The organism is Streptomyces sp. NPDC001920 (assembly GCF_053594495.1).
The window spans coordinates 69021-93938 of record NZ_JBSFEP010000014.1 but is presented as its reverse complement, the minus strand read 5'-3'; the positions used below and the strand labels follow the sequence as shown (position 1 = coordinate 93938).

General features: G+C 71.2%; 30 protein-coding genes. 7 read left to right on the top strand and 23 right to left on the bottom strand.

Annotated features, from left to right (window positions below):
- Nucleotides 1-110 precede the first annotated feature (110 nt).
- From ACWCPI_RS24415 to ACWCPI_RS24405, 3 genes are all read right to left on the bottom strand, one after another.
- Nucleotides 111-692, bottom strand: coding sequence for a sugar kinase (locus ACWCPI_RS24415; protein ID WP_451040114.1), 582 nt, complete (start codon nt 690-692; stop codon nt 111-113).
- Complete coding sequence (locus ACWCPI_RS24410) at nt 689-1837, bottom strand: ROK family glucokinase (RefSeq protein WP_451040113.1); 1149 nt, start codon at nt 1835-1837, stop codon at nt 689-691. The genes ACWCPI_RS24415 and ACWCPI_RS24410 overlap by 4 nt, the downstream gene beginning before the upstream one ends.
- A 211-nt stretch (nt 1838-2048) precedes the next feature.
- Nucleotides 2049-2786 (bottom strand): GntR family transcriptional regulator, encoded by a 738-nt coding sequence (locus ACWCPI_RS24405; RefSeq protein WP_388809087.1) that lies wholly within the window; start codon nt 2784-2786, stop codon nt 2049-2051.
- A gap of 129 nt (nt 2787-2915) precedes the next feature.
- Between ACWCPI_RS24405 and ACWCPI_RS24400 the strand changes: the two genes are divergently transcribed.
- Nucleotides 2916-3938 (top strand): Gfo/Idh/MocA family protein, encoded by a 1023-nt coding sequence (locus ACWCPI_RS24400; protein ID WP_451040112.1) that lies wholly within the window; start codon nt 2916-2918, stop codon nt 3936-3938.
- A gap of 34 nt (nt 3939-3972) precedes the next feature.
- On the opposite strand, the gene ACWCPI_RS24395 is transcribed toward ACWCPI_RS24400, so the two are convergent.
- From ACWCPI_RS24395 to ACWCPI_RS24385, 3 genes are all read right to left on the bottom strand, one after another.
- A complete protein-coding gene (locus ACWCPI_RS24395) occupies nt 3973-5157 on the bottom strand; it encodes a cytochrome P450 family protein (protein ID WP_451040111.1) in 1185 nt (394 codons plus the stop codon).
- Between the two features lie 44 nt (nt 5158-5201).
- Nucleotides 5202-5882 (bottom strand): response regulator transcription factor, encoded by a 681-nt coding sequence (locus tag ACWCPI_RS24390; protein ID WP_451040110.1) that lies wholly within the window; start codon nt 5880-5882, stop codon nt 5202-5204.
- A gap of 75 nt (nt 5883-5957) precedes the next feature.
- Nucleotides 5958-7202, bottom strand: a complete 1245-nt coding sequence (locus ACWCPI_RS24385) for a sensor histidine kinase (protein ID WP_451040109.1) — start codon at nt 7200-7202, stop codon at nt 5958-5960.
- A gap of 180 nt (nt 7203-7382) precedes the next feature.
- On the opposite strand from ACWCPI_RS24385, the gene ACWCPI_RS24380 reads away from it, so the two are divergent.
- Nucleotides 7383-7583 carry a hypothetical protein gene (locus tag ACWCPI_RS24380; protein ID WP_451040108.1) on the top strand — a complete coding sequence of 67 codons (201 nt, stop codon included), beginning with the start codon at nt 7383-7385 and terminating at the stop codon, nt 7581-7583.
- Between the two features lie 17 nt (nt 7584-7600).
- Here the strand turns inward: ACWCPI_RS24380 and ACWCPI_RS24375 are convergent, their stop codons facing one another.
- Nucleotides 7601-7987, bottom strand: coding sequence for a ribonuclease domain-containing protein (locus ACWCPI_RS24375; protein ID WP_451040107.1), 387 nt, complete (start codon nt 7985-7987; stop codon nt 7601-7603).
- A 168-nt stretch (nt 7988-8155) separates the two neighbouring features.
- Entirely contained in the window at nt 8156-8782 is a 627-nt protein-coding gene (locus ACWCPI_RS24370; protein WP_451040106.1) for a dihydrofolate reductase family protein, read from the bottom strand.
- Between the two features lie 154 nt (nt 8783-8936).
- Between ACWCPI_RS24370 and ACWCPI_RS24365 the strand changes: the two genes are divergently transcribed.
- Nucleotides 8937-9683 (top strand): SDR family oxidoreductase, encoded by a 747-nt coding sequence (locus ACWCPI_RS24365; protein ID WP_451040105.1) that lies wholly within the window; start codon nt 8937-8939, stop codon nt 9681-9683.
- Between the two features lie 82 nt (nt 9684-9765).
- Here the strand turns inward: ACWCPI_RS24365 and alc are convergent, their stop codons facing one another.
- Nucleotides 9766-10896: an allantoicase gene (alc, locus tag ACWCPI_RS24360; RefSeq protein ID WP_451040104.1), complete on the bottom strand. Its 1131-nt coding sequence runs from the start codon at nt 10894-10896 to the stop codon at nt 9766-9768.
- A gap of 37 nt (nt 10897-10933) precedes the next feature.
- On the bottom strand, nt 10934-12274 hold the full coding sequence (gene allB, locus ACWCPI_RS24355; protein ID WP_451040103.1) for an allantoinase AllB: 1341 nt from the start codon (nt 12272-12274) through the stop codon (nt 10934-10936).
- A 249-nt stretch (nt 12275-12523) separates the two neighbouring features.
- Here allB and ACWCPI_RS24350 point away from each other — a divergent pair, with 249 nt between their 5' ends.
- Entirely contained in the window at nt 12524-13318 is a 795-nt protein-coding gene (locus ACWCPI_RS24350) for an IclR family transcriptional regulator (protein ID WP_451040102.1), read from the top strand.
- A 138-nt stretch (nt 13319-13456) separates the two neighbouring features.
- Here the strand turns inward: ACWCPI_RS24350 and ACWCPI_RS24345 are convergent, their stop codons facing one another.
- Nucleotides 13457-13777 (bottom strand): DUF5955 family protein, encoded by a 321-nt coding sequence (locus ACWCPI_RS24345; RefSeq protein WP_451040101.1) that lies wholly within the window; start codon nt 13775-13777, stop codon nt 13457-13459.
- A gap of 186 nt (nt 13778-13963) precedes the next feature.
- On the opposite strand from ACWCPI_RS24345, the gene ACWCPI_RS24340 reads away from it, so the two are divergent.
- Nucleotides 13964-14566 carry a nucleotidyltransferase family protein gene (locus ACWCPI_RS24340; RefSeq protein WP_451040100.1) on the top strand — a complete coding sequence of 201 codons (603 nt, stop codon included), beginning with the start codon at nt 13964-13966 and terminating at the stop codon, nt 14564-14566.
- A gap of 209 nt (nt 14567-14775) precedes the next feature.
- The gene (gene aceB, locus ACWCPI_RS24335) at nt 14776-16398 is read left to right on the top strand and encodes a malate synthase A (protein WP_451040099.1); all 1623 of its coding nucleotides are present in this window, start codon (nt 14776-14778) and stop codon (nt 16396-16398) included.
- 37 nt (nt 16399-16435) lie between these two features.
- On the opposite strand, the gene ACWCPI_RS24330 is transcribed toward aceB, so the two are convergent.
- The 8 genes from ACWCPI_RS24330 to ACWCPI_RS24295 all read right to left on the bottom strand — a co-directional run bounded on the left by ACWCPI_RS24330 (nt 16436) and on the right by ACWCPI_RS24295 (nt 20656).
- The gene (locus ACWCPI_RS24330) at nt 16436-16714 is read right to left on the bottom strand and encodes a SelT/SelW/SelH family protein (protein ID WP_451040098.1); all 279 of its coding nucleotides are present in this window, start codon (nt 16712-16714) and stop codon (nt 16436-16438) included.
- Nucleotides 16711-17616, bottom strand: coding sequence for a HipA family kinase (locus ACWCPI_RS24325; RefSeq protein ID WP_451040097.1), 906 nt, complete (start codon nt 17614-17616; stop codon nt 16711-16713). Before ACWCPI_RS24325 ends, ACWCPI_RS24330 begins: the two co-directional genes overlap by 4 nt.
- Before the next feature lie 105 nt (nt 17617-17721).
- Nucleotides 17722-18165 carry a hypothetical protein gene (locus tag ACWCPI_RS24320; protein ID WP_451040096.1) on the bottom strand — a complete coding sequence of 148 codons (444 nt, stop codon included), beginning with the start codon at nt 18163-18165 and terminating at the stop codon, nt 17722-17724.
- Nucleotides 18162-18665 carry a hypothetical protein gene (locus ACWCPI_RS24315; protein WP_451040095.1) on the bottom strand — a complete coding sequence of 168 codons (504 nt, stop codon included), beginning with the start codon at nt 18663-18665 and terminating at the stop codon, nt 18162-18164. The genes ACWCPI_RS24320 and ACWCPI_RS24315 overlap by 4 nt, the downstream gene beginning before the upstream one ends.
- A gap of 32 nt (nt 18666-18697) precedes the next feature.
- On the bottom strand, nt 18698-19141 hold the full coding sequence (locus ACWCPI_RS24310) for a hypothetical protein (protein WP_451040094.1): 444 nt from the start codon (nt 19139-19141) through the stop codon (nt 18698-18700).
- A 72-nt stretch (nt 19142-19213) separates the two neighbouring features.
- Nucleotides 19214-19615: a peptidoglycan-binding domain-containing protein gene (locus tag ACWCPI_RS24305; RefSeq protein ID WP_451040093.1), complete on the bottom strand. Its 402-nt coding sequence runs from the start codon at nt 19613-19615 to the stop codon at nt 19214-19216.
- Between the two features lie 106 nt (nt 19616-19721).
- Nucleotides 19722-20174: a hypothetical protein gene (locus tag ACWCPI_RS24300; protein WP_451040092.1), complete on the bottom strand. Its 453-nt coding sequence runs from the start codon at nt 20172-20174 to the stop codon at nt 19722-19724.
- Nucleotides 20175-20188: 14 nt separating this feature from the next.
- Nucleotides 20189-20656: a hypothetical protein gene (locus ACWCPI_RS24295; RefSeq protein ID WP_451040091.1), complete on the bottom strand. Its 468-nt coding sequence runs from the start codon at nt 20654-20656 to the stop codon at nt 20189-20191.
- 809 nt (nt 20657-21465) lie between these two features.
- Between ACWCPI_RS24295 and ACWCPI_RS24290 the strand changes: the two genes are divergently transcribed.
- Nucleotides 21466-22293 (top strand): AfsR/SARP family transcriptional regulator, encoded by an 828-nt coding sequence (locus ACWCPI_RS24290; protein ID WP_451040090.1) that lies wholly within the window; start codon nt 21466-21468, stop codon nt 22291-22293.
- Here ACWCPI_RS24290 and ACWCPI_RS24285 read toward each other — a convergent pair.
- Genes ACWCPI_RS24285 through ACWCPI_RS24270 form a run of 4 tightly spaced genes read right to left on the bottom strand, consistent with a single transcriptional unit; the run spans nt 22245 to nt 24917 of the window.
- Nucleotides 22245-22877 (bottom strand): class I SAM-dependent methyltransferase, encoded by a 633-nt coding sequence (locus ACWCPI_RS24285; protein ID WP_451040089.1) that lies wholly within the window; start codon nt 22875-22877, stop codon nt 22245-22247. The two genes, ACWCPI_RS24290 and ACWCPI_RS24285, sit on opposite strands and share 49 nt — an antisense overlap.
- 11 nt (nt 22878-22888) lie before the next feature.
- Nucleotides 22889-23527, bottom strand: a complete 639-nt coding sequence (locus ACWCPI_RS24280; protein WP_451040088.1) for a sterol desaturase family protein — start codon at nt 23525-23527, stop codon at nt 22889-22891.
- Complete coding sequence (locus tag ACWCPI_RS24275; RefSeq protein WP_451040087.1) at nt 23524-24363, bottom strand: SDR family oxidoreductase; 840 nt, start codon at nt 24361-24363, stop codon at nt 23524-23526. Before ACWCPI_RS24275 ends, ACWCPI_RS24280 begins: the two co-directional genes overlap by 4 nt.
- 56 nt (nt 24364-24419) lie before the next feature.
- Nucleotides 24420-24917 carry a type II toxin-antitoxin system RatA family toxin gene (locus ACWCPI_RS24270; protein ID WP_451040086.1) on the bottom strand — a complete coding sequence of 166 codons (498 nt, stop codon included), beginning with the start codon at nt 24915-24917 and terminating at the stop codon, nt 24420-24422.
- Nucleotide 24918 lies beyond the last annotated feature (1 nt).

Below are 24918 nucleotides of genomic sequence, written 5' to 3'. Positions count from 1 at the left end.
GATCAACCGTCTCCGACTCTACGGGCGGGGTCTGACAATCGGCCCCGCCGGCGGGCGGCGGTCTCACTGCCGGCGTGACCGCCGCCCGGGGCGGAGACCTCGGGGACCGGTCAAGGGACCGTGCGCGAGACGACGTACACGAACGGATTGTCCGGGTCGGACATGTTCACGACGACGTCCTGGGTGGGGGCCGGGTTCTTCTGCTTGTGGACGAAGCCGTACCACGGGCCGGGGCCGCTGAAGTCCCAGCCCGTGACCTTCTGGTCGCGGGCGCTGATGGTGATGGCTCCCGGTTTCAGATCGTCCCTGGTGACCCCCACGGTCCTCAGGAACCAGTCCATGTTGGAGTCGGCCGTCTGGAACTGGACGTAGAGACGGCTGGTCCGCCAGTTGTTCGTCTCGTAGTACGCGACCTTGTACGACGGGTCCGGGACGGGGATCTGGTACAGCCGCCGCTGCACCCGGGACGGCCAGCCCTCGGTGAGGCCGGTCGCGGAGTACTTCCGCTCCTTGTCCTTGCCGCTGTCACGGCTCTGGTTGGCGGAGATCACCAGGTAGCCGGCGGGCACGCCGATCAGCAGCACGATGATGAGCAGGGTCAGCGCCCTGCGGCGGATCATGTGGCGGCGGTCCTCGGTCGGCGGCTGCGGCTCGTCCGGGGAGTCGGCCTGGCGGGGTACGGTCACGGTCACGCCGACCCCTGTGCGGACCGGCGGGCCTCGGCGAAGCGGGCATAGCGCTCGTAGCGCTCGACCCGGCGCCGGTTGGCGCGGCGGAAGCGGCGGGCGACCAGCCGGGCCAGGTCGGCGGCACCGACCATGCCGGCCTCGGGGCCGAGCTGGGCCCGGGTGATGCGGGCCTCGGGGCGGTAGCCGCGGCCGGTGAGGTGGCGTTTGAAGGCGTCCCGGGCGGGGCCGATCAGCAGGTCGTCGGCGGCCGACACACCGCCGCCGATGACGAAGCACGACGGGTCCAGGGCGGCCGCGAGATTGGCGATGCCGACGCCGAGCCACTGGCCGATGTCCTGGAGCAGCTCGATGCACATGGCGTCGCCCTCGCGGGCCAGCTCCGTGATCATCGGGCCGGTGATGTCGCCGATGCTGCCCTTGACGTGCTCGATGATCCCGTAGGCCACCGGCGAGTCGGCGGCCGCCAGCTCGCGCGCCTCCCGCACCAGTGCGTTGCCCGAGCTGTACTGCTCCCAGCAGCCTCGGTTGCCGCACGGGCAGCGGTGGCCGCCGGGCACGACCTGCATATGGCCGAACTCACCGGCGACGCCGTACTTGCCGCGCTTGACCTGGCCGTCCTCCAGGATCGCGCCGCCGATGCCGGTGCCCAGCGTGATCATGACGAGGTGGTCCTCGCCGCGGCCGGCGCCGAAGCGCCACTCGGCCCAGGCGGCGGAGTTGGCGTCGTTGTCGACGAGTACGGGCACCGCGAGCCGGCCGGCGAGACGGTCCCTGAGGGGCTCGTTGCGCCAGGACAGGTGCGGGGCGAACAGCACGCGGTTGCGGTCGGCGTCGACCCAGCCGGCCGCGCCGATGCCGACGGCGTGCACGTCGTGGCGGTCGGAGAGGTCCAGGACCAGCTCGACGATCGTGTCCTCGACGACCTTCGGGCTCTTGGACTTGTCCGGGGTCTCCGTGCGGAGCTTCTCCAGGATGTTGCCGTCGGCGTCCACGACGCCCGCCATCACCTTGGTGCCGCCGATGTCGATGCCCACGGTGGGGACACGGGGCGCCGACAGGTGCGAGCGGCGCTCTCTGGGGCCCACCGTCCTCAGGACGGGGGCTCTGCGGGAGCCGATCGGTGCGGTGAAGTCGCGGTAGGTGCTCATCAGGCCCGATTGTGCCGCACGCTGACACTGGGTGCCGAGCGGGGGAACGAGGGCGCCGTTCCCGCGTCCTGCCCGGTACGGGTGGTTTGTGGCCGCTCGCACGGTTCACCGCGCCTCTGGGGCACGTCACAGAGCGGGAGCATCCATTGTCCTGACATTGCAACGTACCGAGCGGTCCGCCGGACCCGGGCGACCTCGCGGACCGTGCCCGTCAGGACCGTACGAGCAACTGGAACTCGAAGGAGTACCGGCTCGGCCGGTACGTGTGCGTGCCGTACTCGACCGCTCGACCCGTGTCGTCGAACGTCACCCGCTGCATCGTGAGGAGCGGCGCGCCCTCCTCCTCGGCGAGGCGTTCCGCCTCGGGGGCGGTGGCCGCGCGGGCGCCGATGGTCTGCCGGGCGCTGTGCAAGGTGATGCCGGCGGCGCGCATCAGGCGGTACAGGCCGGTCGCCTCCAGCTGCGGGGTGTCCAGGTCGATCAGACCCGGCGGCAGGAAGTTGCACAGGTACGCCATCGGCTCCCCGTGCGCGAGACGCAGCCGCTCGATCCGGTGCACGTCGCTGTCCTCGGCGACGCCCAGTGCGGCGGCGACCTCGGCGGACGCCGGGACGACGGTGTTCACGAGCACCTTGGTCGCCGGTCGCTGGCCGGCCGACTCCAGGTCGTCGAAGAGGCTGCTGAGTTCCAGCGGGCGCTTGACCTGGCTGTGCACGACCTGCGTCCCGACACCCCGGCGGCGCACCAGCAGACCTTTGTCGACCAGTGACTGGATCGCCTGGCGGACGGTCGGCCGGGACAGGCCGAGGCGCGCGGCGAGTTCGATCTCGTTGCCCAGCAGGCTGCCGGGAGTGAGCGCTCCGTGCTCGATCGCGGCCTCGAGCTGCTGGGACAGCTGGAAGTACAAGGGCACCGGACTGCTCCGGTCCACACTGAGCTCGAGTTCCACGGTCGGGTCCACTTCTGGTTTCGGCACGGCCTGACTGTAGCTCTACGCGTTGTTGACGGGAAGTCGTGTAGTTCGATTGTCCGGACATTTGCATTGACAGCGTACGCACTGAACCCGCACTTTGTTTCCATGCGCATCGGTGTCATCGGTACGGGCCGCATCGGCACGATCCACGCCAACACGCTCAGCCGCCATCGCGACGTCGGGTCCCTGATCCTCACGGACGCGGACACCGCGCGGGCCCAGACCCTGGCGCACCGGCTGGGCGAGACGGCGGCGCCCGGAGTGGACGAGATCTTCCGGTGGGGCGTGGACGCCGTGGTGATCACGACGGCGACCTCGGCCCACGCCGAACTGATCGGTCGGGCAGCACGGTCGGGCCTCCCGGTGTTCTGCGAGAAGCCCATCGCCCTCGATCTGCCGGGCACGTCGAGCGCGATCGGCGAGGTGGAGACGGCCGGGACGATCCTGCAGATGGGTTTCCAGCGCCGCTTCGACGCCGGGTACCTGGGCGCCCGCGAGGCGGTGCGCTCCGGGCGGCTCGGGCGGCTGCACACCGTGCGGGCGGTGAGCAGCGACCAGGAGCCGCCGCCGGCCGCGTGGCTGCCGCTGTCCGGCGGGCTGTACCGGGACACGTTGATCCACGACTTCGACGTGCTGCGCTGGGTGACCGGGCGCGAGGTCGTCCTGGTGTACGCGGCCGGGTCCGACGCCGGCCCAGCGATGTTCCGGGAGGCGGGCGACGTGGACACCGCGGCGGTGGTGCTCACGCTCGACGACGGCACGCTCGCCACGGCCACGGCGACACGGCTGAACGGCGCCGGGTACGACGTGCGCATGGAGCTGGCCGGGGAGCGGGACCAGATCGTGGTGGGCCTGGACGACCGTACGCCGATCGCGTCCACCGAGCCGACGGGGCCGCCCGCGGCGGACAAGCCGTGGTCGGGGTTCCTGGAGCGGTTCGCGCCCGCGTACGAGGCGGAGCTGAACGCGTTCGTGGAAGTGGTGCGGGGCGAGCGCGCCAATCCCTGCGACGGGCGGGAGGCCCTGCAGGCGCTGCGGATCGCGGAGGCCTGCGAGGTGTCGCGGCGCGAGCGAAGACCCGTCCCGCTGGCGGAGCTGCCGGGCGGGGCCTCGGCGTCGGCGCTGTGAGAGCCGTCCTCGGAAGGGCTCCGGCCCCCCGCCCCTACCAACGCACCGGCAGACTCCGCACCCCACGCATCAGCGGCCCTGGCAGCCACTCCCCCGGCGCCCCGTCCAGGGCCAGGCCGGGAGCACGCTCCAGCAGGGACCGGAGCGCCGTGCGGGCCTCCAGGCGGGCCAAGGGCGCGCCCAGGCAGTAGTGGATGCCGTGGCCGAACGCGAGGTGGCCGCGGGAGTCACGGCGGATGTCGAAGCGGTCCGCGGCCAGGAAGCGGTCCGCGTCACGGTCGGCCGCGGCGAGGCCGACCAGCACGGACTCACCCGGCGCGATCGCGACGCCGGCGATCTCCAGGGGCTCGGCGGCGAATCGGAACGTCGCGTTCTCCACCGGGCCCTCGTAACGCAGCGCCTCCTCCACGGTGGCGTCCAGGAGAGTCATGTCGGCGCGCAGGGCGGCCAGTTGGTCCGGGTGGGTGAGCAGGCCGTGGACCGCGTTGGTGATGAGGTTGACCGTGGTCTCGTGGCCGGCGATCAGCAACACGAAGGCCATGCCCCGCAGTTCCTCCGGGGAGAGCCGGTCGCCGTCCTCGGCGGTGGTGCGGATCAGCTCGCCCAGCAGGTCGGCGGTCGGGCCGGCCCGGCGCTTGTCCTCGATGAGGTCGGTGAGGTACTCGGCGAGGCGCACGAAGGCGGCGTACTCGCTGTCCGCGCTGGTGGGCGCGACCGCTTCGGTGGACAGCTTGCGGAATTCCGCACGGTCCATCTCGGGTACGCCGAGCAGCTCGCAGATCACCGTGATCGGCAGCGGGTAGGCGAACGAGTCGACGAGGTCGGCCCGGCCCTGCGGCAGCATCACATCGAGCAGTTCGTCGGTGATCTGCTGGATCCTCGGCCGCAGTTCCTCGACGCGGCGCATCGTGAACGCGCGCGTGATGAGGCCGCGCAGCCGGGTGTGCTGGGGTGGGTCGGCCACCAGCAGGTACTTCCCGATCAGCTCCTCGTCGAGGAACGTCACCCCGATCTTGCGGCCGTCCTTGGCCAGCCGTGGGTCGGCGAGCGCCGCGCGCGCCTCCTCGTACCCCACGACGAGCCAGGTCTCGTGGTGGGCGTCGGGCTCCGGCAGCCGCACCCGGTGTACCGGGCCCCGCTCGCGCAGCCGCGCGTAGACGGGGTGCGGGTCGGCGCGGAACTCGTCGCCGTACGCCCCGAGGTCGATCACTTCGGTCATGGCTTCCCCCTTCTCACCACTCCGACAACGACCCGCTCGGCGCGCTAGTGCCCGTCTTCCTCCAGTTCTTCAAGAAGTCCCGCGTCGTAGGCCAACAGGGCGATCTGTACACGGTTGTTGAGGTCGAGCTTGGCCAGGACGCGGGAGACGTGGGTCTTGACGGTGGCGACGCTCATGAAGAGCCCCGCGGCGATCTCCGCGTTGGACAGGCCCCGGCCCACCGCGACGGCGACCTCGCGCTCGCGGTCGTTGAGGACGGTGAGCCGCTCACGCGCGCGTGCGCGGCGGGTGTCGGCGGCGGTGCCGGCCGCGTGCTGCATCAACTGGCGTGTCACGGTGGGCGACAGCACGGGGTCACCGGCCGCGACGCGGCGCACCGCGTCGACGATCTCGGCGGGCGGGGTGTCCTTGAGCACGAACCCGGCGGCGCCGGCCCGCAGGGCCCGCAGCACCTGCTCGTCGGCGTGGAAGGTGGTCAGCAGCACGACCTGCGGGGCGTCCTTCCTGCCGCGCAGCCGCTCCGTGGCGGTGATGCCGTCGACCGACGGCATCCGGATGTCCATCAGGACAACGTCCGGCCGGACACGGTCGACCAGCGCGTCGACCTCGGCGCCGTCGGACGCCTCGCCGACGATCTCGATGTCCTGGGCGCCGCCCATCATGAAGGACAGGCCGGCCCTGACCAACGGGTCGTCGTCGACGAGGAGAAGTCTGATCGCAGTCATGGGTCTTACGTAATCACGGTTGTGCGGACCGGCGTTCCGGACCGGCGCACGTGGTGCGCGGCACGACCACGCGGGTCATCGCCAGGGCAGCCAGGCCCGCACCTCGAACCCCCCGTCCACGGCCGGGCCGTGCTCCAGCCGGCCGCCGGTCAGGACGGCCCGTTCCGTCAGGCCGATCAGGCCCTGCCCGGAGCCGGGGACATGCGGGACCTCGCCCTCGGGCGCGGGATTGCGCACCGACACGTCCAGCCCCTCGCCGGGCGCGCCGGTCACCGTCAGGGTGACCTCGGTGCCGGGGGCGTGCTTGCGGGCGTTGGTCAGGCCCTCCTGGGCGATGCGGTAGACGGTGCGGCCGACGGAGGCGGGCACGTCGGCGGGGGCGGTGACGCGCTGGTCGAGGGTGACCTTCATGCCCGCCTCCCGCGACTCGGCGGCCAGCGCCTCCAGTGCCGCGAGGGTCGGCTGCGGGCGGCCGGTGTCGTCGGGCTCACCGGCCCGCAGCACGCCGATGATCTCCCGCAGGTCCTGGAGCGCCTCATGGGCGCTCTCCCGGATCACGCCGGCCGCCCGCTGGATCTCCTCGCGGGGTGCGTCGGGACGGAACTCCAAGGCGCCCGCGTGCACGCTGAGCAGCGTCAGCCGGTGCGCGAGGACGTCGTGCATCTCCCGGGCGATGGCCTCGCGGGCGAGCCGCTGCGCCTGCTCGGCGCGCAGCCGGGCCTCCGTCTCGGCACGCCGGGCGCGGTCGCGCAGGCTCAGCATGAGCAGCCGCTTGGACCGGGCGAGCATGCCCCAGCCGACCACCAGGGCGGTCAGCAGCGTGGCCAGGACGACGGCCAAGCCGTACGGCACGTCGGGCTCGGGGCGCCACCAGAAGTACAGCGGGTTCAGCACCGCGGAGGCGCCGGCCACCCAGGCCACGTACCGCAAGGGCCGGTGCACGGCGAGCGTGAACAGGGCGACCAGGCCGGCGCCGCCCGCCGTGGCCGACACGAAGCTGACCGGAATCATCGCGACGGCGAGCCCGAGGGGCCAGCGGCGCCGCAGCCAGACCGCTGCGCACGAGAGCGCGCCCAGCAGTTGGTCGAAGGCGGCGTAACCGGCCGACAGGTCCTCTTTCTGCAGCGTGTCCGCGCCGAGCAGGCCGATGAAGACGGCCGCCAGGAAGCAGGAGAAGTCGACCACCCAGTCGCGCGCGGTGCGCCGGGGGCGCCCGGGGCGCGCGGCGTCGGGGTCGAACTCCTTGATCAGGGCTGAGGGCAGCAGCCAGCGCCGCCCCGCGAACGCCTGGGGTACGGGCTCCGGCTCGTCACCACTCACGGTCGCCCAATCTACGCAGTGCCGACGGCCCGGGGCGCCACGGCGGCGCGTTCGTCGACCAAAGTCGCGGCATCGGCGACCTTGGTCGCGGCCGGGGCGTACGGAACCTGGACTTGCGTCCGACATGGCTCGCCCCGCGGCCGATTGGGGGTGGGGGGTCCGCGGGGCGAGGATCGTGCCATGAAGCAGCTGCTGGAGATCCTTGGATTCATCGCCCTGGTGCAGGGCGTCGCGGGCCTGGTGCACGAGTTCACCGACTGGAACTGGGGTCTCGTGCAACGGATCGGCTTTCTCGACGGCTTCGAGATCTACGCGAACGCCGCCCTGCTCGCGCTGGCGTTCGCGCTGTTCGCCGCCGCCGAGAGCCGCAGATCCGGCTGAACCGGGCCCGGTGGGGTTCAGCAGCCGTAGTCGACCAGGGCGAACGACTCGTAGTGGTCGGCGGTGTAGTAGTCCTCCTGGTTCCGCTCACCGGTGACGATCCGGCGAGCTCCGCGTGTGTCGGAGCCGGGCGTGATCACCGTGTACTCGTGGTAGTAGCCGGACGACTGGCTGGGCAGGATGCCTTCCCGGTTCTGGAAGACGGTGCCGTCCTGTTCGAAGGGGTAGGGCCCGCCCTGCTCGATCAGGTCGAGGGTGTCGTGGGCCTGGGAGGGCAGCCGGCTGTGGCAGATGCTGCCGACCGCCGCGGCCGCCGGCGTGGCGGTGACGGTTCCGCCGACGAGCAGGGCGGACAGGACGGCGGCCGCGGTGCCGATGCGGCTGATTCGTGGGGGGAATCTCATGCCCCTCATGATGACGCGCGTAGACAGTGGCATGTCAATGACAACGCCGGAGATTTTCCCGGCAAGTCCGATCAGTTTTCGGGAAGTTAACGTTCGCCCGGGCGTCCTCACACGATCTCCAAGAGATGGTGCGAGGACGCCGTCGACGTGTGGGGCGGGGTGCTGCGGTCATGTGTTCTCGGGCAGCCCGAAGGTGCCGTACTCGGGGCGGCCCGCCAGGTCGTACGAGTGGATGGCGACGCCGGTGCTCGTGGTGCGGCCTGCGGTGTGCCTGAACGCGGTGGGCACGGCGCCCTCCGTGAACAGGCGGTGGCCCGTGCCCAGCACGACCGGGAAGGTCAGCAGGTGCAGCGTGTCGATAAGGCCGAGGGCCAGCAGGGACCTGACCAGGGCGGCGCTGCCGTGCACCTGGAGCTCGCCGTCGGTGCGCTCCTTGAGGGCGGTGACCTCCTTGCCGAGGTCGCCGCGGACCACGGTGGTGCCGTCCCACTCGGGGGCGGTCAGCGTCGAGGAAACGACGTACTTGGGCAGCGCGTTGAGCTTGGACGCGACCGGGTCGGACGGGTCGGTCACCTTCGGCCAGAAGGAGGCGAAGATGTCGTACGTGTACCGGCCGAGGAGGAAGGCGGCCGGGCGCTGGAAGACCTCGTCGACGAACCGGCCGAAGTCGTCGTCGGCGTAAGGAAAGCTCCAGCCGCCGTGCTCGAAGCCGCCGCGGGTGTCCTCCTCCCGGCCGCCGGGCGCCTGGTAGACACCGTCGAGCGTGACGAAGAGTGTGGAGACGAGCTTGCCCATGACAGGTGCCTCTTTCCGGGGTGGGGTCTGCTGTCATCACCTCAGACCCCGGTGGCGCCCGCAACTCATCGGTGGGCCGCGCGCCGCCCGCCCTGCGGATCTCGATGTCCGTTCACCGCCGGTGCCCGGGCCCGCGCGGCACTGCAATGGACCCATGACAACCACTTACGAAACCCTGGAAGGCAAGGTCGCCCTCGTCACCGGCGGCAGTCGCGGCATCGGCGCCGCGACGGCGCTGCGGCTCGCGCGGGAGGGCGCGGACGTGGCCGTGACGTACGTGAACGGCGAGGAGGCGGCCGAGCAGGTCGTGCGGCGCGTGGCGGCGCTCGGGCGGCGGGCCGTGGCCCTGCGGGCGGACTCCGCGGACGCGGACGAGGCCGCCGGCGCGGTCGGGCGTGCGGCGGAGGCGCTCGGGGGTCTGGACGTGCTGGTGAACAACGTCGGCGTCGGCGTCCTGGGCCCGCTGGAGGACCTGTCGCTCGCGGACGTGGACCGGGTCCTCGCAGTGAACGTCCGGGGCGTCTTCCTGGCCTCCCGGGCAGCGGCCGCCCGGATGACCGCGGGGGGCAGGATCATCACCATCGGCACCTGCATGACCCAGCGGGTGCCGGGGCCGGGCGGGACGCTCTACGCCACCAGCAAGTCGGCGCTGATCGGCCTGACGAAGGCCCTGGCGCGGGAGCTGGGCCCGCGCGGCATCACGGCGAACATCGTCCATCCCGGCCCCATCGACACGGACCTCAACCCGGCGGACGGCCCGTACGCGCCGGGCCAGTCGGCGATGACCGCGCTCGGGCGGTTCGGCACGGCCGAGGAGGTGGCGTCGACGGTCGCCCACCTGGCCGGGGCGGACTACGTCACGGGCGCGGAGTTCGCCGTGGACGGCGGCCACGCGGCGTGACCTAGGCCGTCGGCCATGACGTGGGGCGCACCGGTGCTGTCCGGGCCGGTGCGCCCCACGGCTTCAGTCGCCCGGTACGGCTTCAGCCGCCCAGTTCGCGGTGGCGCGCCGCCAGCCCCGCCGCACCCTGCTCGGTCAGTGACCCGAACAGGCGCAGCCGGGAGATGCCGCCGTCCGGGAAGATGTCCACGCGCGCGTGCGTGCCCGTCGCCGGGGCGTCGAGGACGAAGCGGTGGTTGGTGTCGGGCTGCAGGCGGGTGCGCGCAAGCACCTCCCGCCACTCGCCGTTCTCACCGTCCTTGACCGAGACGGACGCCCAGCCCGCGCTGTTGCCCTTCAGGTACGCCGTGTCGATCTCGATCGCCCGGATCTGGGACTGCGCCACCAGCCGGTAGCGGATCCAGTCGTTGCCCTGGTCACGGCGTCGGCGGGTCTCCCAGCCGTCGTCCATCTTGCGGGAGCGGCCCGGCTGGACGGTGTTGGTGGCGGGCGAGTAGAAGAGGTCGGAGGCGTCCTCGACCTGGCCGCCGTTCTCCAGGGCGACCACGTCGAGGGTGTTCAGCGCCTCCAGCCACCGCGGGTCCGGAGCCACCTCTCCGTACACGCGCAGGCGCGCGATGCCGCCGTCGGGGTGCTGGTTGACCCGGAGGTGGGTGAAGCGCTGCTCGACGGCGACGGCGAAACCGTTCGCCGCGTGGCCGCCGACGGGCGTGCGGGGTATCAGCGTCGTCCACTTCACGTCGTCCGCCAGCAGTTCCTCCGGGGACGGGGAACCCGGTACCGAGGCGGCCTCGACCGACACCGCCTGCGGGTAGTTGCCGCGGAAGTGGGCCGTGTCGACGACGATCCCGCGGATCACGCCGGGGGCCCCGAGCCGGACGAGCGCCCAGTCGTGGTCCTCGGCGGTCGGCCAGGGGTGCTCGGCGCAGGCACCGCGTCGCCGCCGGGTCTCCCAGCCGTCCATGATCTTGCCCTTGTGCCCGAAGTGCTCGGGGTCGAACTCGGCCCGCTCGGGCACCAGCAGGTTCTCGCGCTGGGCGAAGAACTCGTCGTTGGCTGCGATGACACCGGCGCCGAGGCGCCGGTCGGCGAGGTTGGCGTACCGGGTGAAGGGGAAGTCGGCGGTGCGGTAGTCCGCGTACGGGTCGCCGCCTCCGTAGGGGTGTGCGTCGCCGGTGAAGCGAGCCAGAGCAGATGGATGCTGCGCCGTCACGGTGATCAGGTCTGCCTTTCGGTGTCGGTGGGTGTGGTCAGCTGGTCCGGGTGAGCAGTCGCCCCTTCGGCTCGGTGAAGTCGCCGTCCACGACGATGCGTTCGCCGCGCAGCCAGGTGGATCTGACGACGCCGTACAAGGTCCTGCCCGCGTACGCCGTCACGCGGTTGCGGTGCTGGAGGGCTGCCGGGTCGACGGTGAACGTCTCCTCGGGGGCGAGCACGGCGAAGTCCGCGTCGCGGCCCACCGCGATGGCGCCCTTGCGGTCGTCGAGCCCGACGAGTTCGGCCGTCCGCGTGGACATCCAGCGGACCACGTCCTCCAGGCCGTGCCCGCGCCCGCGGGCCTCGGTCCACACTGCCGCGAGGCTCAGCTGGAGCCCGGAGATGCCGCCCCAGGCCGTGGCGAAGTCGTCCGTCTTCAGGTCGGCCGTGGAGGGCGAGTGGTCCGTCACCACACAGTCGATGGTGCCGTCGGCCAGCGCCTGCCAGAGCAGGTCCTGGTTGGCGGACTCACGGATCGGCGGACAGCACTTGAACTCGCTGGCACCGTCCGGGACTTCCTCGGCGGTCAGGGTCAGATAGTGCGGGCAGGTCTCGACGGTGACCCGTACGCCTTCCCGCTTGGCCTCGGCGATCAGGGGCAGAGCGTCGCTGGAGGAGAGGTGCAGGACGTGCACGCGCGCGTGGAGGCGCCTCGCCTGGGCGATCAGCTGGGCGATCGCCGTGTCCTCCGCGTCGCGCGGGCGCGAGGCGAGGAAGTCGGCGTACCTGGGGCCGCCCTGCTGCGGGGCGGCCTCCAGGTGGTGCGGGTCCTCGGCGTGCACGATCAGCAGGCCGTCGAAGGAGGCGATCTCGGCCAGCGACTGGGCGAGCTGGTCCTGGGTCAGGTGCGGGAACTCGTCCACGCCGGACGGCGACAGGAAGGCCTTGAAGCCGAAGACGCCCAACTCGTGCAACGGGCGCAGGTCCTTGACGTTGTCGGGCAGCGCGCCACCCCAGAAGCCCACGTCGATGTGGGCCTTGTCGGCGGCCACGTCCCGCTTGGTGCGCAGGTGGTCGACCGTGGTGGTGGGCGGCAGGGAGTTGAGCGGCATGTCGACGAGGGTGGTGATGCCGCCGGCGGCCGCCGCGCGCGTGGCGGTCCAGAAGCCCTCCCACTCGGTGCGGCCGGGGTCGTTGACATGCACGTGCGTGTCGACCAGGCCGGGCAGCAGGACGTCGTCCCCGAGGTCCTCCAGACGGGCGCCGGGCGGGACTTCGGCGTCGTGCGGCAGCACGGCCGTGATCTTCCCGTCGGCGACCGCGACCGAGGCGGCGCGCGTCCCCTCGGGTGTGATGACGCGCGTCGAGCGCAGCACCAGTTCAGCGTCGGACACCCGGACCCCTCTCTGCCGCCGTCAACTTCCGCGTGACGGAATTCAACTTTCTGTTGAAGGAGTCTTCACTCCCGTTCCCGAGCCGTCAAGGGCACACTTCTCCACAGTGCACCCACCGGACGCACTCTGGACGTTTCCACAAAGCGGAATTAGTATTCCAACAAGCAGAACGTAGCTATGCACAAGCGGGCAGTCAACCGACCGACGGGTAGGCTTTGGCCCTCCCACCGGTCCCGAAAGGAACGCGCCGTGCCGACGTCCAGCGCCAGCACCACCGACTCCGCCAGGTCCTCCAACGGTGGCGTCCAGTCCCTTGAGCGCGCCTTCGACCTGCTCGAACGGATGGCCGACGCGGGCGGCGAGGTCGGCCTGAGCGAGCTCTCCGCGAGCAGCGGGCTGCCGCTGCCCACCATCCACCGCCTGATGCGCACGCTCGTGGCCTGCGGATACGTACGCCAGCAGCCCAACCGCCGCTACGCCCTCGGCCCGCGTCTGATCCGCCTCGGCGAGTCCGCGTCCCGGCTGCTGGGCACCTGGGCCCGGCCGTATCTCGCCCGGCTGGTCGAGGAGACCGGTGAGACGGCGAACATGGCCCTGCTCGACGGGGACGAGATCGTCTACGTCGCCCAGGTGCCGTCCAAGCACTCGATGCGGATGTTCACCGAGGTGGGCCGGCGGGTGCTGCCGCACTCCACCGGTGTCGGCAAGGCACTGCTCGCCGGCTTCCCTGCGGAGGAGGTGCGCGCACTGCTGGCCCGTACCGGCATGCCGGCCGCCACGGAGAAGACGATCACCACGCCGGACGGCTTCCTCGCTGCCCTGGAGGACGTGCGGAACAACGGCTACGCGGTCGACGACAACGAACAGGAGGTCGGCGTCCGCTGCCTGGCCGTCTCCGTCCCCGACTCCCCCACCGCGGCGGCGATCTCGATCTCCGGTCCGGCGGGGCGGGTCACCGAGGCGGCCACGGACAAGATCGTGCCGGTGCTCCAGCAGGTGGCCGCAGAGCTGTCCGAGGCACTGGCCAGCCAGAACCAGGGATGACGGCGAGGCCGCGCCGGTCCGGGCGACACACGGACGGGCCGGCCACCGTCACACCGCGGGCACACCGGCCGCGCGATGAGGGCGGGCCCGGCCTCCGACCCGGGACGCGTCGGCACCGGCATGGTCCGACGACAGCCCCTAGCCACGCCCGCGAGACTGCTCCCCGAACAGGTCCACGGCGTCACGAACATCGGACAAACCCCGCGACAGGGCGCTGACGGACCCGATCGCACCGGCGATCAGCAGTAACGACCTCCGCAGCCGCGGTGTCTCGGGTACCCCGCCGTCCGTCATCGCGGCCAGCGCGGCCAGTTCGTCCTCGGCGATCGCCCGGTCCCGGAACTCGGCCGGATGCGCGGCGAGTTCGCGACGCAGACGGGACACGGCCGTCCGCAGTGCCACCACCCTCGCGTCCTCGTCGCTGCTCGTCACCGGCCTCTGCCCCAAGCTCCGCAACACAGCACTCCCCCTCGCACGCCGTTGTGCGCCCGTGGTCCCGCTCCCCCGTCGAGCTCCCCCGGCGTCGGTCGGGCGCCGGGGACGCGGGTCAGTAAACGCCACCCGATGCGGGGCGCGCCACCATGCGGACGGAAATTCAGCCCTGAGAAACCGGGCTCTCGCGCAGGTGTCAGGTAAGCAGGACATATGACTGAGACAGAAGCGTCCCCGGTCGCCGGTCTGCTCCTCGCGGCGGGGGGCGGCAGGCGGCTCGGCGGACGGCCCAAGGCGCTGCTGCCGCACCGCGGCCGGCCGCTCGTCGAGCATGCCGTGGGGGTGCTGCGCGCGGCCGGCTGCGCACGTGTGCACGTCGTGCTGGGGGCGCGGGCCGCCGCCGTACGGGAACGGGCGGAACTGGGCGGCTGCGTACTGGTGGAGAACCCCGACTGGGCGGACGGAATGGGCTCCTCCCTGCGCGTGGGGCTCGACTCACTGGCCGGGACGGGGATGAGAGCGGCACTGGTCTCGCTCGTCGACCAGCCGGGCATCGGAGCACAGGCGGTGGCCCGGGTACGCGCCGCCTACGAGGACGAGTCGTCGCTCGCCTCGGCCGCCTACGACGGCGTACGCGGGCATCCCGTCCTCCTCGGTGCCGCCCATTGGGCGGGCGTCGCGGCGACCGCCACCGGCGACCGGGGGGCACGCGCCTATCTGAAGGAGCACGAGGACGCGATCGGGCTCGTCGAGTGCGGGGACGTGGCTCGTCCCTATGACATCGACACCGAGGCCGATCTCGCCCACCTTGAGTGAGTGCGGTGGCACCGAGAGCCACCTTGCCTCGACTCAGAGAATCTCGATATCAACAAACCATTGAACTTCCACCATGAGGAAACTAGTATCCACTGTTCAGAAGCGCCCGACGGCTCCGCGGGCGTTGTCCGCCGTATCCGGGAAGACTGGCACCCGGTGCCAGAGCTCGACAGCTCGTCCACGTAGCTCGCTGAAGGAAGTGACAGCTCATGTCCGCACCAGCGCCGTCCCCGCTGGCCATCGTCGACGCCGAGCCCCTGCCGCGGCAGGAGGAGGTCCTCAACGAGGCGGCCCTCGCCTTCGTGGCCGAGCTGCACCGCCGGTTCACGCCCCGGCGTGACGAACTCCTCGCCCGCCGTGCGGAGCGCCGCGCCGAGATCGCCCGCACCTCCACCCTCGACTTCCTCCCGGAGACCGCCGCGATCCGCGCGGACGACTCCTGGCGGGTGGCCCCGTGCCCGCCCGCGCTGCAGGACCGCCGGGTCGAGATCACCGGTCCCACCGACCGCAAGATGACCATCAACGCCCTCAACTCGGGCGCTCGGATCTGGCTCGCAGACTTCGAGGACGCCTCCGCGCCGACCTGGGAGAACGTGGTCCTCGGCCAGCTCAACCTGATCGACGCGTACACCCGGAACATCGACTTCACCGACCCGAGGTCCGGCAAGTCGTACGCCCTGCGCCCGAACGACGAGCTCGCGACCGTCGTCATGCGCCCGCGCGGCTGGCACCTGAACGAGCGTCACCTCCAGGTCGACGGTCAGCCGGTCCCCGGCGCCTTCGTCGACTTCGGCCTGTACTTCTTCCACAACGCTCAGCGCCTGCTCGACCTCGGCAAGGGCCCGTACTTCTACCTCCCCAAGGCGGAGTCCCACCTGGAGGCCCGCCTCTGGAACGACGTGTTCGTCTTCGCCCAGGACTACGTCGGCATCCCGCAGGGCACCGTCCGCGCGACCGTGCTGATCGAGACGATCACGGCCGCGTACGAGATGGAGGAGATCCTCTACGAACTGCGCGACCACGCCTCCGGGTTGAACGCCGGCCGCTGGGACTACCTGTTCTCCATCGTCAAGAACTTCCGTGACGGCGGCGCCAGGTTCGTCCTCCCGGACCGCAACGCGGTGACGATGACCGCCCCGTTCATGCGGGCGTACACCGAGCTGCTCGTCCGCACCTGCCACAAGCGCGGCGCGCACGCGATCGGCGGCATGGCGGCGTTCATCCCGTCGCGGCGCGACGAGGAGGTCAACAAGGTCGCGTTCGAGAAGGTCAAGGCCGACAAGGACCGTGAGGCGAACGACGGTTTCGACGGTTCCTGGGTCGCCCACCCCGACCTGGTGCCGATCGCCATGGAGTCCTTCGACAAGGTGCTCGGCGACCGGCCGAACCAGAAGGACCGCCTGCGCGAGGACGTCTCCGTGAAGGCGGAGGACCTCATCGCGGTCGACTCCCTGGACGCCAAGCCGACGTATCCGGGTCTGGTCAACGCCGTCCAGGTCGGCATCCGCTACATCGAGGCCTGGCTGCGCGGTCTCGGCGCGGTCGCCATCTTCAACCTGATGGAGGACGCGGCCACCGCCGAGATCTCCCGCTCCCAGATCTGGCAGTGGATCAACGCGGGCGTCGAGTTCGAGAACGGCGAGAAGGCCACCCCCGAGCTGGCCCGCAAGGTCGCCGCCGAGGAGCTGGCGAACATCCGGGCGGAGATCGGCGAGGAGGCCTTCGCCGCCGGCCACTGGCGGCAGGCCCACGATCTGCTCCTGGAGGTCTCCCTCGACGAGGACTACGCGGACTTCCTGACGCTTCCGGCCTACGAGCAGCTGAAGGGCTGAACCCTGGCGGACCCCGCGGCGCCCCCTCGCTGAACCCTCAGGGGGCCGGTTTCTCCGAGTGGCCCAGGGACTTCCCCGGGGCCACTCGGTCGCGTACGGCCTGCTTGACCGCCGTGGGCTCGGGGAATCCCTGTTCACGGCGGTCCCAGACGGTCTCCCCGTCGACCCGGACGACGAAGACACCGCCCGTGCCGGGTTTGAGTGCCAGTTCCGTCAGCTCGGCCTCGAACGTCGTGAGCAGTTCCTGAGCCAGCCAGGCCGCACGCGGCAGCCAGCGGCACTGGGTGCAGTACTCGATCTCGACACGGCCACTCATCCGAGGTGCACCGACCAATCCTGTTGGGCCGCGGGCTTGCCGTGCAGATCCGGGACCTGCTTGAGCCACGCGGGGCGTCCTTGACGGCTTCTCGCCGCGCGCCGGGACTCCTCGGCGGCGAGTTCCTCCCGGCTGGGGAAGCCGGTGGGGATCCACTGCCGTGAGGCACGCACGCGCGCATGGAGGTACGCCACATAGGCCTCGCGGGCCTCGCCGGGCGAGGCGAAGTCGGTCAGCCACGCGTCCGGCACCTCCGCCACGATGTCCCGCAGCAGCTCCTCGGTCACCCGGGGCGCCAGCTCCGCGTCGGCCGCCCGCACGTCCGGGGCGTAGTGGCCGAGGGCGTGGTGGCGGAAGTCGTACGCCTTCTCGGGGTCGGAGCCGTCCCAGCGGTGGTGGAAGACCAGGGCCGCTCCGTGGTCGATCAGCCACAGCCGCGCCGGTGCGGTGCCGAACGTCGGCCAGACCATCAGGTTCGAGCTGTGCACCGTACGGTCGACGTTCGCGGTCAGCGCGTCCAGCCAGACGATCCGGCCCGCCTCCAGCGGGTCGACGCGGAAGGTGGCTGCGACCTCCGGGGTGAAGTCGCGCGCGCCCGGCAGACAGTCCATGCCGAGGTTGACGCCGGCGCTCGCGCCGTGCAGGTCGCGTACCTCCTGATGGGGCTCGCTGTCGGCGATCGCCGGGTCGAAGTGGACCAGGACCAGCTCGGGGAAGCGCAGACCGAGCGCGCGGGCCAGCTCACCGACGATCACCTCGGCGACCAGCGCCTTGCGGCCCTGCGCCGAGCCGGTGAACTTCACGACGTACGTGCCCAGGTCGTCGGCCTCCACCACCCCGGGGACGGAGCCACCGGAGTGGAGGGGAGCGACGTAGCGGGTGGCGGTGACCTCCCTCAGCATGCTCGAAGGCCCCACGGTTCACGTGCCCTGTGTTTCACGACGGCCCCATGTAGTCCCGGACATGAAGAGAACATAGTAGTCGTCCAGCGTGCGAGACCCGGGGGCCTACCACCAGGGGCAGCGTGGCAGCCCTGGGAAGGGGTCCTGGGGCGTCCACAGGTGGTTGGCGGGGATGGTGCCCCACGCCTTGACGGACGGGACCTGTACCGTCTCGTCCCCCTGGGTGTAGTACCAGACGTTGTTGCCGCCCGGATGCGGTTCGCCCATGGTCCAGCAGACGAACCAGCTGGTCGTGCTGTTGAGCAGACCGGTCACCGGAGCCTCGAACGCGGCGCGCCCGTACACCTTGCCCGGGCTGTTCTCGCAGTAGAGGTCCTTGGTGAAGGCGTTCCCCAGGGTGTCCTGGTGCCGAACGCCCTCACGGATGTGGCAGGTCCGCTCGACGGAGGCGCCGGCCGCGACGGAGTCCGTGGACAGCACCGCTGCGGCCGCGAGCAGGAAGGCCCCCGCGGCGGTACGGGCCCTGCGCCCCGCTGCGGGCCGCGTCATGACCGCTCCGCCGTGCCGGACTTCTCCTTCATCGAGGGCAGGCACGGCGGCAGGCCCGGGAACGGGTCCTGTTCCGTCCACAGGTAGAACGCGGGCACATAGCCCCAGCCCTTGCGCAGCGGCCAGTTGAGGATGCGGTCGCCCTGCGTGTAGTACCAGATGCGATTGCCGCCGGCGTGCATCTCACCGGTCTCCCAGCACACGAACCAGCTCAGCGTGGTGGCGAGCTTGGCGATGACGGTGCCGTAGTTCTCCGGACTGGCGTAGACGTCGGCGACGGCGTTCTCGCAGTACAGGTCCGTGGTGAAGGTCTTGCCGGTGTGATCGGTGTGGGACACCCCCGTGCGGACCTTGCAGATGCGCTGCGCCCGGTCCTGCGCGGTGTCGGCCACCGCCGGCGGCGTGGCCGCGGTCGCGGCCAGCACGGCGGTGGCGGCGACCGCCGCCCAGCGCCCTGTCCGGCGACGTTTCGGTCCCTGGGCGGGCTCGTGCCTCGTCATCTCTCCCCCTCGTCGGCGTTGCTGTTCTCTCGTCATCCCCAGGGACACCTGGTCAGGCCGGGGGCGGGGTGGCTGCCGGAGTACACCATGGAGGCCGGCAGGTAGCCCCAGGCCTGGGTGGAGGGCCGGCTCACGACCTCGTCGCCCTGCGTGTAGTACCAGATGCTGTTGCCGCCGGCGTGGAGGTCTCCGAGCTTCCAGCAGACGAACCAGCTCCGGATGGTGTGCATCCGCCCGACCACCGGGCTGGCCGAGAAGGACTGCAGGCGTACGTCCCCCGGCGCGTTGTCGCACACCACGTCGTGGTCGAACCACATGCCGGTCCAGTCGACGTGCTGGACCCCCTCGCGTGTCTCGCACGCCGCCGCGGCGCCGGAGGGGGCGCCGCCCGCCCGGGCGGGGCCGGACGCGGTGGTGGCCACCAGGGCCACGACCGCGCCGAGCACGCCCAGGGCCCGGGCCCGTGCTGTCTTCATGACCGTCCTCGGTGTGTCGGCCGGCCCGCTGGGCCGGCGATGGCGGGTGACCTGCGTGACGCGTCGGTCAGGTCAGGGGTGCAGGGCGGCCCAGGTGCGCGGGCCGACGAAGCCGTCGGCTGTCAGGCCGACGGACTGCTGGAAGTCGACGACCGCGGCTCGTGTCGCGGGGCCGAAGATCTTGTCGATGCTGACGCTCGTGTAGCCGTACACCTGGTTCAGCACGCACTGGAGGTGCCCCACGGCGTCGCTGGCGTGGCCCTGGCCCAGCTCCGGGTGGGTGCCCGAGTAGGGGCACAGACGCCATTCGCCGTTGACGGCGTTCATCACGCGCGGGGCGGAGTGGGCCGCGGGTTCCTGTCGGCCGGCCCCTGTCGCGCCGGAGTTCAGGGCCATCACGGGGGCGGACAGCAGGGCGCAGCCGAGCAGTGAGGCCAGGGTGGCCCCGAGGTATCTCTTTCGCTTGACGGGCATGGGATCTCCAGAGTCGAGACGGACCGCGGCAGGGGCCCGCCGGGCAGGTTCCGCAGGGACGTCGCCCGGAGCCGGGGAGGCCGCCGCACGGGCGGGGCTGGGTGGATCAGAACCACGAGCAGCGGGGCAGTCCCGGGTAGGGGTGAGCGGGGGCCTGCACGATCCGCGCGGGCACCACGCCCCAGCCCTTGATGCGCCGCTGGGTCAGTACGCGGTCGGCCTGCGTGTAGTACCAGACCCGGCTCTCCCCGGCGGGGGCGGAACCCTCGGTCCAGCAGACGAACCAGCTCGGCGACATCATCAGGCGCCCGGTGACCGGTGCGTCGAAGGCCGCCCTGCCGTAGACGTCCGAGGCGAGGTTGTCGCAGTACAGGTCGAAGGAGAAGACGTTTCCGATGGCGTCCGCGTGGGGCCGCTGCTGACGCAGCGAGCAGGTGGCCCGTGCGGTGTCCGGGGCCTCGGCGTTCGCGACCGCGGTGGGCGTGGCACCGATGCCCAGGCAGAGCAGGACGGCCGTGAGCGTCCTGCGGGCCCTGAGCGGGGTACGTTCGGCTCTCATCGCGACCTCCTGGCTCAGGACCAGGTGCACTGGCGAAGGCCGGGCACCGGATGGATGGGAACGCGCAGTTCTGCCGCGGGAAGGTAGCCCCAGCCCTTGGAGATCCGGCTGGCGGAGACCGTGTCGCCCTGCGTGTAGTACCAGATGGTGCTGCCCTGGTACTCCCCGCCCCGCTTCCAGCACACGAACCAGCTCGGCGAGAAGCGGATCTGGCCGTTGACCGAGCTCTGGGTGGTGGACTGCAGCCGTACGTTGCCGAGGGTGTGCGGGCAGACGACGTCGCCGACGAAGTTCATGGGCGTCCAGTCGACGTGCTCCGCGGTCGGCCTGCTCACGCAGGAGTCGGCGGCTTCGGAGGTCCCGGGGACCATCAGTGTGCCGCTGGCGAGAAGGGCCGTCACCGCCACCGCTCGTACGCTGCTGCCCGGTGTGCGGGCGCGACGCCCGCCCCGGGCCCTGGCTCTGCCGATCTTGGCCGTCATTCGTGAATCCCCCCTTTGATGCAGGTGAATCGGCGAACACCTGTCAGTGACCGGAGAGGTGGCGGTCTTCAGCCGTTGACACGGCGTACCTCCCCACTGCTCGTCCATTTTGGCCAGGTGCCCTGACATTCAGCTGACACTGGCCTGATTTCAGCACTCCTCACACCTGGAGCCGTATGCCGGGAACGCCGGACGATCATTGCGGGGCGGCTGGATGTCAAGACCAATGAACGCTCATCGCGCCGCTGGTCAATTTGTCTGAAAGGGGGTGCCTCGACGACCCGGGCGAGCGGGCACAGTGTGTGAGGCGATTGAGCATGGGCAGGGTCTGTGAGAAGTGAACGACAGGTCGCCGCAGAAGCCGGTTCACTGCCGCTTCGACGGTGTGACGGGGGGTGATCCCATCGCGGGCACCGGAGCACGGGTCCGTGCAGGGACGATGCGCAGAGCGCGTTCAGCAGTGGGCCGATCGCCGTCATGTGACCGGCGGGGGTCCGGACGGAGGGACTCACTGGGCCTTCGGCGGGCCTCCGGTTCACGATGCCCATGAACGCATATGGCCGCTATTCATGCCCTTATCAATTTGGTTGACGCGCAGCCAGTCACCCGTGGTACGGATGAAAGCGCTCTACCCGTACATCCAGAAGATCGCGGCGAAGAACGCGATCACCCGATTTCACCGAACACATTCACAAGGCGCCGCACCATGCCCGGCAGTCCTGTCGGTGAAGCCCTCTGACAGCTGAACTTTGCGCCGCGACCGAGACGACGCGAATCGTTTCCCCACCTTTTCGAAAGGAAAGAGAACCGTGCTGAAATTTTCCATTCTCGGGGCTCTGGAGATCGACACGCCCGACGGAAGGATCGAGGTGCCCGGATGCCTGCAACGCTCGCTGTTGCAGACCCTGCTGGTCGGAGAGGGCGAGCCGATTCCGAGTGAGGAGCTGATGCACGGTATGTGGGGAGACGCCGCCGAGGACATCCAGGCGAACGCCCTGCACGCACACATAAGCCGACTGCGACGCCGCCTGCGCAGTCTCGAACCCGGCCGTCCCTCACCCCGGTTGACCGCCCACCCCACCGGTTACCGACTGGCCCTGTCGGAGAGGGAACTCGACGCCGTCGAGTTCGTCAAGGCCGTCAACGCGATAGAGGCCGCCTCGCGCATACCCCCGCACGAGTTAGCGGGCCGCCTGCGGGCGGCCCTGTCCATGTGGCGCGGGCCGGTCTTCGGCGGCTCCGTGGAGATCCCTCTGTGCCGTAGGGCGGCGGCCCGCTACGAGGCGTACCGCATCCGCGCCCTTGAGCTCATGTTCGATGCCGAGCTGGCCGCCGGCCATCACGCGGGGGTGATCGCCGAACTCTACGAACAGCACTACGCCCACCCCATGAGCGAGCATTTCTGCGAGCAGCTCATGATCGCTCTCTACTGCTCGGGCCAGCAGGCCGAGGCCCTGGACATCTACCGGCGGATGCGCCGCCGGCTGTCCGAGGAGCTGGGTGTGGAGCCCTCACCCAAGCTGCGCCGGGTGGAACAGGCCATCCTGGGCACGACCCGGAGCTGGGGCCGCTGGCGCAGGCCCCGCTGTCAAGGCGCCCGGGATGAGGCCGGCTTGCGGGCCGCGCCCAGCAGGTAGTCGCCGCTGACCACGGTGTACGCCCCACGGATGTCCAGGCCCTGGCGCTCCAGTTCGTCCAGGAACTGCCCGGCGCAGAAGCGGTCGTGCCGGGGATGGTCGAACAGCAGCCGGTAACTCGGGCGCGCCAGGGCGTGGGAGGTGACCTCGTCGAAGACGAAGACGCCGCCGGGGGCGAGCACCCGCACGATCTCGGCGACCGCCGCCCGCCAGTCGGGCACGTGGTGGATGATGGCGAAGTCGAACGCGGCGTCGTACGTGCCGTCCTCGGCCCCCAGAGCGGCCCGCAGGTCGGTCGCGTCGCCCGCGGCCAGGCGCACTCGTTCGCCCCGTGCCGCCAGCCGCCGTCGGGCCCTGACCACCATGTCGGGGTCCAGGTCGATGGCGTCCACCCGGGCCGCGCCGAACCGGTCCAGGATCTCCTCGGTGGTGAATCCCGTGCCGCAGCCGACCTCCACCGCCCGTCCCCCGGGCGGCAGCGGCCCGCCGGCCAGCCGCAGCAGTGCGGGAATCTCGTACCGGCGCAGCAGGGCCCGCCGGGCCCAGCTGTTCACGAGCGCCTTCTCGACCCGGTTGAGCAGCATGGGTGTCCCCCTCACCGGCCGCGGCGGACGGAGGTGCCGAACAGCGCGTCCCAGTAGGGCGCGCTGATCCCGAAGCCGCGGCTGTCGTCTCGGTGGTGATGGCGCATGTGGCGCGAGCGCAACCCGCGCAGCAGACGGTTTCTGGGCCGCCCGTGGTGCAGGTACAGATGGCACATGTCGTACAGCAGACAGCCCGTCACGAAGCCCGCCGCGAAGATCGGCGGCAGGTCCAGCGCGCGGCCCGCGGCGAAGGCCGCCGCCGTCATCGGGACGCTCAGCAGCGGGCTGAGCACGGAGCGGCGTACGTCCTGCGGATAGTCGTGATGGACGCCGTGCACGACGTAGTGCAGCCGGGCGCCGAGGCCGCGTTCCGGTTCGAAGTGCAGGATCAGCCGGTGGCCCCAGTACTCGGTCAGGGTCCAGGCGACATAGCCGGCTCCGGCCCAGCCGGCGAGTGCCCACGGCTCGGCACGGCCGGCGGAGGCGACGGCGGCGCCGGCCGCGAGGGGACCGTACACGGCCGCGGCGACCGCGGGATGGACGTGGAGCAGGCCGTCGAGCAGGCGCCGGCCGGTCACCGGCGGCGCGTCACCGCGCCGTACGGTGCCCCGGGCGGAGGGGGCTGTGCGGGCGGAGGTGTCCGTGGTCACCGGCCCACCTCCGCTCGCGCCGACCTGATCCTCGTCTCGTAGCGGGACCGGGCCGACAGGTCGGTGGTCCGCAGCAGTTGGTCGGCCTTCAGCAGCCGGCCCATGGCGTCGCGCCAGGGCTGCGGCAGCAGGAACAGCGACCGCGTGACGGGGTTGGTCCAGCCGGGCACGTACCGGTTGTAGACCGGGCGCCTGGCGGTGCGTACGACTGCCTGTGCGATCTGCTGGGGCGTCAGCAGGGGAACGAACCGGCCCTTGCCGACGCCGGATGTCAGATCGGTTCCGGCCGGGATGGGCAGGATGACGGACAGGTCGACGCCGCTGCCGCGCAGTTCGCCGCGGACCGCCTCGGACAGTCCGGTCACCGCGTGCTTGGCGGCCGAGTACGTGGCGCAGCCGGGCAGACCGACCATGCCGACGGCGGACACCATGTTGATGATGTGCCCCCGTCCCCTGGCCCGCATCGGGGGGATGGCGGTCTTCATGCCGTTCATCGTGCCGAGCAGGTTGACCCCCAGTTGATGCACGGTGTCCTCGGGGCTCTCGTCCTCGAAGCGGCCCACGAGCATTTCCCCCGCGTTGTTGACGAGGACGTCGATCTCACCGGACTCGGCCTCCACCGCGTCCCAGAAGCCCTGGACCGAGGCCGCATCGGTGACGTCCAGCCGGTGGGCCCGGGCGCCGATCCCGGCGGCGGCCTTCTCGGCGTGGTCCAGGTCTCGGGCGCCGATGGTCACCCGGGCTCCCTGGCGGGCGAAGAGTTCGGCGGTGGCGAGACCGATGCCTCGGCTGCCGCCGGCGATGGCGACGACCTTGTCGTTGATGTCCCTGGGCACGGGATCCTCCTTCGGGGGTGGGTGGTCCGGCTGGGGCCGGACGGAAAGGGTGGGATTCACGCGGAGACGCGGGGCGCCGGGAGCATGCCCTCGCCCTCGGGGCCGTCCGGGACGGTGACCGTGATCCGGTCTCCCAGAAGTCCGCGCAGGATGAGCCCGACGGACTCGGCCAGCGCCTCCCGGGCGATCGGGTCGAGGACGGCGGCGAGGGTGGGCATCCCGAGATCGAAGGCGGCGGTGAAGCGCACGGTCACGGCCCCGTCGTGGGCGCGCACCCGCCAACCGCCCTCGAACCGTTCGAAGTCGCCATTGGTCTGGACGAAATCGATGCCCAGCGCCGCCCGGTCCACATGGTCCCTTTCGGACCAGCGCAGCACGCCGCCACGGAAGTCGACGGACCAGTCGGAGTCGAGGACACCGCCGCCGCGGTCGGTGACGGTGACCTGCCGTACGGCGGAGCAGTGCCGGGGGTAGGCGGCGAAGTCCCGCAGGCGGTCGAACACCTCCCCGGCACGAGCCCCCGGGACGCGTGCGTCCAGAATCACCTCGGGCATG